Origin of the sequence: Maribacter stanieri (assembly GCF_900112245.1) — a bacterium.
In the GTDB taxonomy this organism is placed as follows: domain Bacteria; phylum Bacteroidota; class Bacteroidia; order Flavobacteriales; family Flavobacteriaceae; genus Maribacter; species Maribacter stanieri.
In genome coordinates, this window is sequence record NZ_FOYX01000001.1 from 39,725 (window position 1) to 52,603 (window position 12,879).

13 protein-coding genes are annotated in these 12,879 nt (G+C 35.0%); 7 read left to right on the top strand and 6 right to left on the bottom strand.

All coding sequences use genetic code 11. From position 1 onward, the window contains the following. Window positions 1–13 precede the first annotated feature (13 nt). Window positions 14–583: a DUF4136 domain-containing protein gene (locus tag BM296_RS00150; protein WP_091900505.1), complete on the top strand. Its 570-nt coding sequence runs from the start codon at window positions 14–16 to the stop codon at window positions 581–583. Between the two features lie 60 nt (window positions 584–643). Here the strand turns inward: BM296_RS00150 and BM296_RS00155 are convergent, their stop codons facing one another. Beyond that, window positions 644–1,111: an Lrp/AsnC family transcriptional regulator gene (locus tag BM296_RS00155; RefSeq protein WP_091900507.1), complete on the bottom strand. Its 468-nt coding sequence runs from the start codon at window positions 1,109–1,111 to the stop codon at window positions 644–646. A gap of 168 nt (window positions 1,112–1,279) precedes the next feature. On the opposite strand from BM296_RS00155, the gene BM296_RS00160 reads away from it, so the two are divergent. After that, window positions 1,280–3,037: an aromatic amino acid hydroxylase gene (locus BM296_RS00160; protein WP_091900509.1), complete on the top strand. Its 1,758-nt coding sequence runs from the start codon at window positions 1,280–1,282 to the stop codon at window positions 3,035–3,037. Here the strand turns inward: BM296_RS00160 and BM296_RS00165 are convergent. The 3 genes from BM296_RS00165 to alaS are packed head-to-tail and all read right to left on the bottom strand — an operon-like array spanning window position 3,027 to window position 7,259. Continuing rightward, the gene (locus BM296_RS00165; RefSeq protein ID WP_091900511.1) at window positions 3,027–3,641 is read right to left on the bottom strand and encodes a DUF4230 domain-containing protein; all 615 of its coding nucleotides are present in this window, start codon (window positions 3,639–3,641) and stop codon (window positions 3,027–3,029) included. The genes BM296_RS00160 and BM296_RS00165 overlap by 11 nt on opposite strands. Next, window positions 3,638–4,597 carry a GSCFA domain-containing protein gene (locus BM296_RS00170; RefSeq protein WP_091900512.1) on the bottom strand — a complete coding sequence of 320 codons (960 nt, stop codon included), beginning with the start codon at window positions 4,595–4,597 and terminating at the stop codon, window positions 3,638–3,640. The genes BM296_RS00165 and BM296_RS00170 overlap by 4 nt, the downstream gene beginning before the upstream one ends. Before the next feature lie 46 nt (window positions 4,598–4,643). Beyond that, window positions 4,644–7,259 carry an alanine--tRNA ligase gene (alaS, locus tag BM296_RS00175; RefSeq protein ID WP_091900514.1) on the bottom strand — a complete coding sequence of 872 codons (2,616 nt, stop codon included), beginning with the start codon at window positions 7,257–7,259 and terminating at the stop codon, window positions 4,644–4,646. A 104-nt stretch (window positions 7,260–7,363) separates the two neighbouring features. On the opposite strand from alaS, the gene BM296_RS00180 reads away from it, so the two are divergent. Genes BM296_RS00180 through BM296_RS00200 form a run of 5 tightly spaced genes read left to right on the top strand, consistent with a single transcriptional unit; the run spans window position 7,364 to window position 10,496 of the window. After that, window positions 7,364–8,341: a M23 family metallopeptidase gene (locus BM296_RS00180; protein WP_027066329.1), complete on the top strand. Its 978-nt coding sequence runs from the start codon at window positions 7,364–7,366 to the stop codon at window positions 8,339–8,341. Continuing rightward, on the top strand, window positions 8,341–8,670 hold the full coding sequence (locus BM296_RS00185) for a MerR family transcriptional regulator (protein WP_027066328.1): 330 nt from the start codon (window positions 8,341–8,343) through the stop codon (window positions 8,668–8,670). Before BM296_RS00180 ends, BM296_RS00185 begins: the two co-directional genes overlap by 1 nt. Window positions 8,671–8,680: 10 nt before the next feature. Beyond that, window positions 8,681–9,280 carry a LemA family protein gene (locus BM296_RS00190; protein WP_027066327.1) on the top strand — a complete coding sequence of 200 codons (600 nt, stop codon included), beginning with the start codon at window positions 8,681–8,683 and terminating at the stop codon, window positions 9,278–9,280. Window positions 9,281–9,283: 3 nt separating this feature from the next. Continuing rightward, complete coding sequence (locus tag BM296_RS00195; protein ID WP_091900517.1) at window positions 9,284–9,721, top strand: TPM domain-containing protein; 438 nt, start codon at window positions 9,284–9,286, stop codon at window positions 9,719–9,721. Further along, window positions 9,702–10,496, top strand: coding sequence for a TPM domain-containing protein (locus BM296_RS00200; RefSeq protein WP_091900519.1), 795 nt, complete (start codon window positions 9,702–9,704; stop codon window positions 10,494–10,496). The genes BM296_RS00195 and BM296_RS00200 overlap by 20 nt, the downstream gene beginning before the upstream one ends. 90 nt (window positions 10,497–10,586) lie before the next feature. Here the strand turns inward: BM296_RS00200 and der are convergent, their stop codons facing one another. Both der and BM296_RS00210 read right to left on the bottom strand, forming a co-directional pair. Next, window positions 10,587–11,891, bottom strand: coding sequence for a ribosome biogenesis GTPase Der (der, locus tag BM296_RS00205; protein WP_027066324.1), 1,305 nt, complete (start codon window positions 11,889–11,891; stop codon window positions 10,587–10,589). A gap of 51 nt (window positions 11,892–11,942) precedes the next feature. Continuing rightward, the gene (locus tag BM296_RS00210) at window positions 11,943–12,674 is read right to left on the bottom strand and encodes an acetyltransferase (protein ID WP_091900520.1); all 732 of its coding nucleotides are present in this window, start codon (window positions 12,672–12,674) and stop codon (window positions 11,943–11,945) included. Window positions 12,675–12,879: the final 205 nt, after the last annotated feature.

Below are 12,879 nucleotides of genomic sequence, written 5' to 3' on the forward strand. Positions count from 1 at the left end.
AAAATATAACGTTATGAAAAACATCAAATTACTTGGTTTACCATTGCTACTTCTAGTCCTTATTTCTTCTTGTTCTTCTGTTAGTGTTCTTTCAGATTACGACCAAAAAGCAGATTTTAATGGCTACAAAACTTACGCCTTCTATAAGACAGGTATTGATAAAGCACAAATATCAGATTTAGAAAAGAAACGAATTCTACGCGCCATTGAAACGGAAATGAGTTCTAGAGGCTTTGTAAAATCTGAGACACCAGATTTGTTGGTGAGTATTTTTACCAAAGAACAAGAAAGAGTTGATGTTTACAATAATAACTACGGTTGGGGCGGTGCCTGGGGATGGGGATACAACCCATGGGCTTGGGGTCCTGGTTTTGGCTGGGGAGGAACTAGTGTAAGTGCTAGTACACAAGGCTCTCTTTATATCGATTTAATTGATAACAAATCAAATGAGCTAGTATGGCAAGGAAAAGGTGTTGGCACATTGTCAAACACAAGCAATATTGCTAAAAAGGAAGAACGTATTCGAGAATTTGTTTCTCAAATATTAGAGCAATACCCACCTAATGCTGTTGCTTTGAAATAATAAAATATATACTTAAAAAAAGAGGCTGTCAATACATGTATTGACAGCCTCTTTTTTTATTTACAATAATGGAAAATTAGTATTATTCTTTACCTCATTTAAAACGAATGCACTTTTAACACCTCCAATACTAGGTAATGAAGCAATTTTAAATTTTGCAAAATTATAATATGCATCAAGGTTTTTGACTACGACTTTTAATAAAAAATCGAACTCACCACCCACAACAAAACATTCTACCACTTCTGGATATTTCATAACCTGCTCAAAGAAATCATCCATCATTGCTCCTTTTTGTGCCTCTAAAGAAACAAAGCTAAATACCGTTATGCTCTCCTCTATTTTATCCTTGTTTAATATAGCTACATAGTTCTTTATAAACCCGTCATGCTCTAATCGTTTAATACGTTCATAAACGGGTGTTTTTGTCAATCCTAATTGCTCTGCTATAGTTTTGGCACCCGTCTTAGCATCTTTCTGTAAAATCTTTAATATCTCCCTATCTATAAAATCCAGTTTCTCCACCATACTTTTTCCTTTTTTTCGAATATAACTTGTGCTTATAAGGTAATTATTCCTTTAAATATATATTTAATAAGTCTTATTTACCAATTTAAATAATATTAACAATTAATTGATCTGTAAATTCTATTTTTAATAGAAATAATTAGAGTTAACTCTAGAAAACTTAAGCGTATGAATACTTCTGAATATGAAAGCAATCCTATCTTGGATAAACTTCCTAAACATTTAAGACAGTATATCAAGCCTCAAAATTATGAGGATTATACGCCAGTTAACCAAGCTGTGTGGCGCTACGTTATGCGTAAAAATGTGGATTACCTTAGTAAAGTCGCGCATAAGTCCTACACCGATGGTTTACGCAAGACAGGAATATCTATAGACAATATACCTAACATGTACGGCATGAACCGTATTTTAAAGGATTTAGGCTGGGCTGCAGTAGCTGTTGATGGCTTTATACCACCTGCGGCATTTATGGAGTTTCAGGCGTATAATGTACTTGTTATTGCTTCAGATATTAGACAACTCGAAAATATAGCTTATACACCCGCCCCAGATATAATTCATGAAGGCGCAGGACATGCCCCTATTATTGCAAATCCAGAATATGCGGCATATTTAAGACGTTTTGGAGAGATTGGCTGTAAAGCTATTTCAAGTGCAAAAGATTTTGAACTTTATGAAGCGGTACGCCATCTATCTATTATTAAAGAAGCTAAAGGGACTGCTTTAGAAGAAATTGAAAAAGCTGAAAAACATATAGAATTTCTTCAAGATAATATGGGTGAACCTAGTGAAATGGCTTTTATAAGAAATCTTCATTGGTGGACAGTTGAATACGGGTTAATAGGCTCTCTAGAAGACCCTAAAATTTATGGTGCGGGACTTTTATCTTCTATAGGGGAAAGTCAATGGTGTATGACCGACAAGGTCAAAAAACTACCTTATTCTATAGAGGCGGCAAGAACATCTTTTGATATTACCAAACCTCAACCACAACTATTCGTTACACCAGATTTTGCCTTTTTAAGTCAGGTACTGGAAGATTTTGCTAATACAATGGCGCTGCGAAAGGGCGGATTATCAGGTTTACAGAAACTTATAGACTCTAAGGAATTAGGAACCATAGAACTGAGTACCGGATTACAAGTATCTGGTAATTTCGAATCTTTAATTTCTCATGATGGTAAACCTATCTACTTTCAGACTAGAGGAAAATCAGCACTTGCATACAGAGAAAAAGAATTAGTTGGGCAAGATGTAAATCAACATGAAACAGGTTTTGGCTCACCTATTGGAAGACTAAAAGGGATAAATATACCTATAGAAGATATGAGTCCGCGCGATCTAAAAGCATATAAAATTTACGAAGGAGAAATTGTATCCCTAGACTTTACTGGCGGAATCAATGTTACCGGTAAAATTGTAACCGGTACGCGTAACCTTCAAGGTCGTATTATTTTAATCACTTTCGAAAATTGTAAGGTTACCTACAAAAATGATATTCTTTTTGAATCTTACGATGAATTGTATAACATGGCCATTGGAGAAGAAATCGTTTCTGCATACCACGGCCCTGCAGATTTAAAGAGTTTTGACCTTTTAGACCATTCTTTAAGCACCAACTGTTACAACAACCATCAAGAAGGCTTAACCGAATTGGAGTCTTACTATAAATTAATTCGTGATTTTAGAGAGGGCAATAACACTATAATCTCGAGAACAAAAGTTTTTGAAGTAATACAAGAAAAATATCCAAATGATTGGTTATTACCTATTGAAATTTATGAATTGGCAATTCTAAGCAACGAAAAGAAATTAGCCGAAAGCATAAAGAAACATCTTGAAAATATTAAACTAGACCAACCTAAACTTGGGCAATTAATTGATGACGGACTAGAATTGGCAACTGTTACAACTATGGCTTAACCACTTGTACACCTTCTAAAGATTCTATGGTTTGATCTTGATATGTTAAACGCCACCCCATAGAATTGGTAAGAATGTAGAATTTCTGCAACTCACTGATCAGTCTATTTTCTGCATTGCTACGAAGCGAAGAAGCTTCTACTTTTTTCATTAAGGAAGCTTTGACCGTTTTTTTTATTTTATTGTAATCTGCAGCATCAAACTGATTTAAGTAATCTGCAGTTACATCATAATATTCAAAATCTGGATTTAGTTTTATTTCAGCTTCTGGAATGCTATTTATTTTGACTGTCTTTGTTGCTTCATCAATCTCAAAATTAATGAGACTTAAATCATATGCTACGGTTACATCTGCATTTACTACAACCAATGCCTTTTTTTCTGCTCTTAGCAAAGGGCCAAAAAGCTCCTTAGAATCTTTGTAATTATAAACTTCAGAAAAATGACCTTCGGTTACTATCAATTTAGAAACGTTAGTTATCTCTTGCTGAATGAGCATGGAGTTTTCCTCAAGAATGGATTTATCTTCATTACTATCATTGCAGGAACGAACAATAAAAACAATTGCCAAAGTAATTAAAACGCCTGCTACAAATTTCCTCATGCTTTTGAAGTTTTAAAATCCATAAATGGATATGCATTCTGTATATACGCAATTTTGTGTGTGAGTGATTTTAAAAACTTTTGATGTGCCTCTCCTTCGGGATTAAAAGCCCTATGTTGCAAACCGCGCTTAATTTCATCTACCTTTTTCATTACTCCATTACTAGTTTCATCAATCCATACTTCTACAAATTTCTCCCAAATATATTCTATTGCTATTTCGCTTGGATGAATCATATCTTTAGCATAAAAACGATAATCCCTAAGTTCATCTATCATTATTTCATAACTAGGAAAATACGAAATCCCATCACTGTCAATGACTTGATGAATAGCCGAAATTAAATGCGCTTTACTCAACTGGTTTTCAACGAAACCATCCTTTAAATGCCTAACTGGTGATACGGTAAATATAAATTGCACTTCTGGGTTTACTGATTTAACCAAGGCAATAATACACTGAAGACTCTCCTTTACCTTCGAAACACTTAATAATTCTTTTGTAAAATCTTTCTGAGGCACTTTGTGACAATTTGCCACAACCTGTGCGTTTAACGTGTTTAGATATACCCAAGCAGTACCTAAAGTAATAATTACGTGACTGGTCTGTTTCAATTGAACCAATGTCTGCTCTACCTCAAGATTTAAATCTGAAATTATTTTTTCTTTGGATGGATTACTGAGTTCTGAATGTGCATCAAAACAATGCCATTGTTCATTTAAAAAGAACACATCATCTTCAGTATAAACATACTCCTGAACCGCCCTTTGAATTACTTTCTCAATAGCCAACGGATGAAACAAAATCCCGAACGGATTCTGCAGCCCTTGAAATTTATAATACTCAAGTTTAGCACCTATATTTTCAGAAAAACAAGAGCCCAAAAGCAATAATTGACTAGAATAATCAATCTGATTTTGGGATTTTGATAATGATATTTTCGTTAAGAGATTCATCTATTAGAATTAGTATCGTATTACGAATTTCTTAAACTGGAATTACTTATTTGATATAGCTCTCTGCCATTGTTAATGCCTCATCAATACCTCCAGGATTTTTACCTCCTGCGGTTGCAAAAAATGGTTGACCACCACCGCCTCCTTGAATATACTTACCAAGCTCCCTTACTATAGTACCTGCATTCAAATTTTTAGAAGCCACTAGTTCCTTTGAAATATAGCAAGACAATAATGCTTTACCATTTTGCTCAGAACCAAACAAAAGAAATAAATTATCTTTCTGGTTACCCATTTCAAAACTTAAATCCTTGATTCCCGATGCATCCAAATCAATTTTTTTAGCTAGAAATTGTATTCCGTTTACTTCTTTAAGTTCTGACAGTAAATCTCCTTTTAAATTCTTCGCCTTATCTTTCAATAACTCAGCTACTTGTTTTTTAAGATTGCTATTCTCTTCTTGTAAACCAGATACCGACTTAACCGGATCTTGAGTGTTACCCAACACATCTTTTATCTTGGTCAAAAGCATATCATTATCTATATGAAAATCTTTTACCGCATCACCCGTAATTGCTTCAATTCTACGAATACCAGCTGCTACCGCACCCTCAGACTTAATTTTAAATTGCCAGATATCAGCAGTATTTTTAACATGGGTACCTCCACAAAGTTCTATAGATTGTCCAAAACGAATAGTTCTAACAGCATCTCCATATTTTTCACCGAACAATGCCATAGCTCCATCATCAATAGCTACTTTCATAGGTACATTTCGCTGTTCTTGAAGTTGCAAATGACCTTCTATACGTGCATTAACAAAATTCTCTACCTCCCTTAATTCTTCTGCTGTCATTTTAGAAAAATGCGAAAAATCAAATCTCAAATATTTGGAATGTACCGAAGAACCTTTTTGTTCTACATGCTTACCTAAAACTTCACGAAGTGCTTGGTGCAACAAATGCGTTGCCGTATGGTTCGCCTCTGTTCTACTACGTTGTTTTTTATCTACTACCGCTTTAAAACTTTCTCCTAAATGTTTTGGTAGGTTTTTAGCAAAGTGAATAATCTCATTATTTTCTTTCTTGGTGTCGATAATGTAAACAACATCGCCATGTGAATCTTCTAAATAACCTTTATCACCTACTTGACCACCACCTTCAGCGTAAAATGGAGTGAGATTAAATACCAATTGAAACTGGGTTCCATCCTTTTTAGAAACGATTTTACGGTATTTAGTGATCTTTACCTCAACATCAAGCATATCATAACCAACAAATTCTTGTTCGTTATCTTCATGCAATATTTCCCAATCTTGTTTTGAAACGACTGATGCAGATTTAGAACGATTTTTCTGTTGTTGCATAGCCTCGTCAAAACCAGCTTCATCTAATTGATACCCCTTTTCACTTAAAATTAAAGCCGTTAAATCTATAGGAAAACCGAAAGTATCATAAAGCTCAAAAGCTTTACCACCATCGACTGTTTTTCCTTTAGTATTTTTAATAATTGTATCGAGCAATACCAAACCTTGATCTAATGTTTTCAAGAAAGAATTCTCTTCTTCCTTAATTACATTTTCAATTAACTGCTTTTGTTCTTTCAATTCAGGATATGCATCCCCTAAAGATTTAGTCAACACATTAACCAAACGAAACATAAAAGGTTCCTTGGTATCCAAAAATGTAAATCCGTAACGAACTGCTCTTCTAAGTATTCTTCTAATTACATAACCAGCACCTGTATTACTAGGTAATTGACCATCTGCAATTGAAAAAGCTACTGCACGTATATGATCACTTATTACACGTATTGCTATATCATTTTCCTCATTCTTACCATATTCGGAATTAGTAATGACTTCTATTTCACGAATTAATGGCATAAAAATATCCGTATCGTAGTTAGATTGTACACCTTGCAATACCATACACAGACGCTCAAAGCCCATACCTGTATCTACATGTTTTGCAGGCAAACTTTCTAATGAACCATCTGCTTTACGATTATATTGCATAAATACGAGGTTCCATATTTCCACTACCTGCGGGTGATCTTGGTTTACCAAGCTTGCACCAGATACTTTTGCCTTTTCTTCTTTAGATCGGATATCAACATGAATTTCAGAACATGGTCCACATGGACCTTGATCGCCCATTTCCCAGAAATTATCCTTTTTGTTACCCATGATAATTCTATCCTCAGGAACAATATTCTTCCAAAGCTTAAATGCTTCTGTATCCAGTTCTAATTTATCCGCATCATTACTTCCTTCAAATACCGATACATAAAGACTATCCTTATCGATATTAAAAACTTCTGTCAACAACTCCCAAGCCCAGGTAATAGCCTCTTCCTTAAAATAATCACCAAAACTCCAGTTGCCCAACATCTCGAACATAGTATGGTGATAGGTATCTTTACCAACTTCTTCTAAATCATTATGCTTACCACTTACTCGTAAACATTTTTGAGTATCAACTACTCTAGAATTTTTAGATTGGCTTATTCCTAAAAAATATTCTTTAAATTGATTCATTCCCGCATTTGTAAAAAGCAGGGTTGGGTCATCTTTAATGACCATTGGCGCAGAAGGCACTATTTTGTGTTCTTTTCCCTTGAAAAAATTCAGAAATTGAGTTCTTGTATCTTTTGAATTCATCTAAAATGCTAAGCTTTTACAAATTGTAACGGTTTATATAAAACTATTTTTATATTTGTTTGTTCCCTAATAATTAAAGAACAAAAATAGGATAAATAACATACATGTCTAAGGTAAAATACTATTACGACCCAGACACGCTGTCGTACCGTAAGATAGAACCCGAAAAATCTAAACGTTATAGAAATATAACCTTCTTTATTTTGGGGGCATGCCTTTTTGGTTTTTTAGGTCTTATTCTTCTTCTAAACACCAATCTTGTCAACACACCAAGAGAACTTTCACTATCTCGTGAAGTAAAAAATTATGAACTTCAGTACGAGTTACTGAACAAGAAAATGGAACAAATTGAAGAGGTTCTAGGCAACATAGAAGATAGGGACAATAACATTTACAGATTATATTTTGAAGCTAACCCTATACCAGACGAACAGCGAAAAGCTGGTTTTGGTGGTATAAACAGATACAAATCTTTAGAAGGCTTCAACAATTCTGAAATGATTATTTCTACAACAAAGAGATTGGATATCATTAAAAAGCAAATTGCCATTCAATCGAAGTCGTTGGATGAAATCACAAAACTGGCAGAAGAGAAGGAGAAGTTATTAATGTCCATACCTGCAATTCAGCCTATAAACAATGAAGACTTAAAGCGCATGGCTTCTGGTTATGGATGGAGATCAGATCCTTTTACAAAGGCAAGGAAAATGCATTACGGAATGGATTTCACTGCCCCAAGAGGCACGCCTGTTTATGCTTCTGGAGATGGCAAGATAACCAGGGCAGATAATAACTCATCTGGTTATGGAAAGCACATTCGTATAGACCACGGTTATGGCTATTTGAGCCTATATGGGCATTTGAGCCAGTATAATGTTAAAAAGGGACAAAAAGTAAAACGAGGTGATTTAATAGGTTTTGTAGGAAGCACAGGCCGCTCAGAAGCACCGCACTTGCACTATGAAGTCTGGAAAGATAATGACCGAATCAACCCAATGAATTTCTACTATGGTAGTTTATCACCAGAAGAATTCGAGAACATGTTGAAATTCGCTAATCAAGAAAATCAATCACTGGATTAATGCAGATAGAACTCCCTGAAAAAAGATATTATGGTATTGGCGAAGTAGCCCGTGCCTTTGGTGTAAACGCCTCATTAATTCGTTTTTGGGAGAAAGAATTCGACGTGCTTCAGCCTAAGAAAAATGCGAAGGGGAACAGGAAATTTACACCCCAAGACATCAAAAACCTTCAATTAATTTATCATTTGGTAAAAGAAAGAGGTTTTACTCTTGATGGCGCCAAAACCCATTTAAAAGAAGAGAAACAAAAAACACTCTCCAATTTTGATATAATTCAAAAGCTTGAGCGTGTAAAGGCTGAACTAAATAAAATTAAAGACCAATTATAACACAACCATTATGAAAAAAGGAATTATTGCATTAATCGTTATCGTAGTCATCGCATTTGGCTTATACCAATGGGGCGTAGGTTTTAATAACACTGCTGTAGCATTAAAAGAAACATCTACTAAAACTTGGGCGAATGTAGAAAGTGCTTATCAACGAAGAAACGACCTAATTGGCAATTTGGTTAAAACAGTACAAGGCGCAGCAGATTTTGAAAGAGGAACATTAACTGATGTTATTGAAGCGAGAGCCAAAGCTACATCAGTAAGCATTGACCCAAGCAACATTACACCAGAACAATTAACACAGTTTAATCAAGCACAAAGTGGACTTAGCAGTGCATTAAGCAGATTATTGGTAACCGTTGAACGCTACCCTGATTTAAAAGCTAATCAGAATTTTCTTGAGTTACAATCTCAATTAGAAGGTACTGAAAATAGAATAAACGTTGCAAGAGACAGATTTAATGCAACCGTTGAACCGTATAATCTTCACATTAAAAAGTTCCCGAACTCCATACTTGCAGGCATCTTTAATTTCGATGAATTAGCGTACTACAAAGCAGATGTTGGTTCTGAAAATGCACCAGATGTTAATTTTGATTTTGATTAATATATGTCTAAAGTAGAAGATTTTTTAACGGCATCAGAAGAGCAAGAGGTAGTGGGCGCTATTCTTGAGGCAGAAAAAAACACTTCTGGAGAAATTAGGGTACATATAGAAGCCCACACCCGTAAAGAGCATTACGAGCGCGCAAAAGAGGTTTTTCATTTATTGAAAATGGATAATACCAAACAAGAAAATGGCGTTTTAATTTATGTTGCCGTAAATGACAAGAAATTTGTTATTTGTGGCGATAAGGGGATTGACGCTGTTGTTCCCACAGATTTTTGGCAATCTACTAGAAATAGCATTCAAACACATTTTGAAAAAGGAGAATTTAAAGAAGGACTAGTTGCTGGTATTATAAAAGCTGGTGAAGAATTAAATAGTCATTTCCCTTGGCAATCAGACGACACCAACGAATTAAGCAATGAGATATCTAAAGGTTAGCCTTATAATTCTTTTTTTTTGGTGCACTCCTTCATGGAGCCAATTTGAGATACCAGATAAACCAGCATTACAAACCAGTGTCTACGATTACACCAATCTTCTTACCGATCAGCAAAAGGTAGCATTAAGCCAAAAACTGGTTCGTTATTCAGATAGTACCTCAACCCAGATTGTAATTACAATTATTGCTAGCACTAATGGAGAAAACATTAATTACCTAGGTGCTAACTGGGGGCAAAAATGGGGGATTGGACAAGATGGAAAAGACAATGGTATACTTATAATACTTGCCGAGAATGACCGAAAAGTTGCTATTAGCACTGGTTACGGAGTAGAAGGTTCATTAACAGATGCCCTTTCGAAACGTATTATTGAAAATGTTATCCTTCCCGAATTTAGAACCGGTGATTATTACGCAGGATTAGACAAAGGATCAGATGTAATTTTCCAAGTACTAAACGGAGAATTTCAAGAAGACAGAACCTTTAGTAATAATGGAAGTAATCCATTCTCATCTTTTCTACCTTTTATCATATTCTTAGTCATCTTGTTCATACTTTGGAATCGCAAAAACGATGACAATGATAGTAATGGCGGCAGAAGACGTAGAGGTTTAAGTCCGTGGGATATGATTATCCTTAGTAATATGGGTCGTTCTAATGGCTCTGGCGGATTTGGAGGCAGTAGCGGAGGCGGAAGTTTCGGCGGTGGTGGATTTGGTGGAGGCTTCGGAGGCGGAGGCTTTGGCGGTGGCGGTGCCTCTGGGGGTTGGTAAACACCTAAATGCGATGTAAAAAAAATTGGTCAAATAGTTTTGTGTAAACACAAAACTATTTGACCAATTTAAACTTATAATTCCTAAAGATTACTTCTTCCTCATAAATACCGTAATCGGCACACCTGTAAAGTCGTATTCTTCTCTTATCTTATTCTCCAGATATCTTTTATAAGGCTCCCTAACATATTGCGGTAGGTTACAAAAGAACGCAAACTGGGGATAAGGAGTAGGTAATTGAGTACAGAATTTTATCTTAACGAATTTACCTTTATATGCTGGCGGTGGATAGTTCTCTATTAAAGGCAGCATAGTTTCATTAAACTTACGGGTAATAATCTTCTTATTACGATTATTATAAACCTCAACCGCAGTTTCTATTGCTTTGAAAATACGTTGCTTTGTCAAAACAGAAACAAAAAGTATCGGCACATCTGTAAATGGCTCAATAGCTTTTTTAATTTTATCAGTATAGTGCTTTATAGTATTGGTTTCTTTATCCTCTACTAAATCCCACTTATTTACAAGAATTACTATCCCCTTATGGTTACGTTGAGCAAGCCAAAAAATATTCTCTACCTGTCCATCAAAACCTCTAGTAGCATCTAACATTAAAATACATACATCGCAATGTTCAATAGCTCTAACAGAACGCATTACAGAGTAAAACTCTAAATCTTCCTTAACTTTTGCTTTTCGGCGTATACCTGCAGTATCGACCAGGTTAAATTCAAACCCGAAACGATTATATTTGGTATCAATACTATCTCTTGTAGTACCTGCAATATCAGTTACTATATACCTGTCCTCACCAATAAGCGCATTAATGAAAGAAGATTTACCAGCATTTGGTCTTCCAACAACTGCAAATCTTGGCAATTCACTTTTTTCTTCTATAACATCAGGTAGTTTCTCAACTAAGTCATCTAATAACTCTCCTGTACCTCCACCATTTATACTAGATAGTGTGTAATACTCACCTAAACCTAGAGAATAGAATTCAACTGCGTCTTCTGCTCGTTTAGCATTATCAACTTTATTGACAGCCAAGAAAACAGGTTTTTTAACTCGTCTTAATAATTTAGCTACATCTTCATCCATTCCGGTCACTCCGGTTTCAACATCTACCATAAAGATAATAGCATCGGCTTCTTCGATTGCCAATTCTACTTGCTTATCGATTTCCTTTTCAAAAACATCATCACTACCAACGACGTATCCACCGGTATCAATAATGGAGAACTCTTTTCCGTTCCAATCACTTTTACCATAATGACGATCACGCGTAACACCACTAACGGCATCAACAATAGCCTCGCGTCTTTGAATTAATCGATTAAAAAATGTTGATTTTCCTACATTAGGTCTCCCTACAATGGCAACAATAGCACCCATAGCTTAAATTTGCTGCAAAGGTAGTACTTATAGTGGCAATTACAATATATCTTAAATGGAGAGATTTGACTTGAATTCATCAAAACTATCAAATTTGAAAAATTGTTGTTTTTTAGGGGTAGACAGATATGGTTCGCCAACAGCTCTTTTTCGAATAATTCTAGCAGGTGAACCATATATAACCAGATTATCGCCAAAATGATCAACAACAAGAGAACCGGCTCCTACAACTGAATGCTGACCTAATACAATGTTATTAACAACTGAAGCACCTAAACAAATTGACGAGAAACTTCCAATGGACACATTACCGCCGCAACATGACGATGGAGCTAAACTGGAGTAACTTTCCATTAAACAATCATGCTCCAAAATCGATTGAGAATTAAGTATGCAGAAATCGTGAATAATAGAATTTGCATTTATTATAGAACCTGGCATAATTACATTACCACAACCCAATTGCACATCTTTCCCTAAAACGGCATCAGGATGAATAGTGTTAACAAAATTAAAATATGGAACTATTTTAGAAATTCTATCTACAATCAATTTTCTAGTCCAATTATCACCTATTGCTACTAAGCCTCCTGTAATGTTAAATCTACTTATTAAATATGGTAAGTCAATTTCGCTACCTAAGACCTGGTACCCGTTAACTAGTGAACCTTTCTCTTTAAATGAATCTACAAAACCAATTACGTTGTATTTACCTTCTTTTTCCAAACAATCCAAAACAACACTACCATGACCGGAGGCACCAAAAATGATTATATTTTGCATTTCATCGGATTTTTTAAACAGTTTATCGATGAATCAAAAATAGTCTTTTATTGTTGTAATGAAGAATTAAAACTCTATTTGAGATAAAAATTTTATGATAAATGTCAATAAAAAAAGGTGAAATCTAACAAACACCTGATTACTAGCTGTTCATGAAATCCAAGGATAATATCTCATTTTCCTTTTCTTTATAAAACTGAATTTA

Coding starts and splice junctions, on each gene's coding strand:
- BM296_RS00150 (WP_091900505.1), top strand. CDS start 14: ATGAAAAACATCAAATTACTTGGTTTACCATTGCTACTTCTAGTCCTT.
- BM296_RS00155 (WP_091900507.1), bottom strand. CDS start 1,111: ATGGTGGAGAAACTGGATTTTATAGATAGGGAGATATTAAAGATTTTA.
- BM296_RS00160 (WP_091900509.1), top strand. CDS start 1,280: ATGAATACTTCTGAATATGAAAGCAATCCTATCTTGGATAAACTTCCT.
- BM296_RS00165 (WP_091900511.1), bottom strand. CDS start 3,641: ATGAGGAAATTTGTAGCAGGCGTTTTAATTACTTTGGCAATTGTTTTT.
- BM296_RS00170 (WP_091900512.1), bottom strand. CDS start 4,597: ATGAATCTCTTAACGAAAATATCATTATCAAAATCCCAAAATCAGATT.
- alaS (WP_091900514.1), bottom strand. CDS start 7,259: ATGAATTCAAAAGATACAAGAACTCAATTTCTGAATTTTTTCAAGGGA.
- BM296_RS00180 (WP_027066329.1), top strand. CDS start 7,364: ATGTCTAAGGTAAAATACTATTACGACCCAGACACGCTGTCGTACCGT.
- BM296_RS00185 (WP_027066328.1), top strand. CDS start 8,341: ATGCAGATAGAACTCCCTGAAAAAAGATATTATGGTATTGGCGAAGTA.
- BM296_RS00190 (WP_027066327.1), top strand. CDS start 8,681: ATGAAAAAAGGAATTATTGCATTAATCGTTATCGTAGTCATCGCATTT.
- BM296_RS00195 (WP_091900517.1), top strand. CDS start 9,284: ATGTCTAAAGTAGAAGATTTTTTAACGGCATCAGAAGAGCAAGAGGTA.
- BM296_RS00200 (WP_091900519.1), top strand. CDS start 9,702: ATGAGATATCTAAAGGTTAGCCTTATAATTCTTTTTTTTTGGTGCACT.
- der (WP_027066324.1), bottom strand. CDS start 11,891: ATGGGTGCTATTGTTGCCATTGTAGGGAGACCTAATGTAGGAAAATCA.
- BM296_RS00210 (WP_091900520.1), bottom strand. CDS start 12,674: ATGCAAAATATAATCATTTTTGGTGCCTCCGGTCATGGTAGTGTTGTT.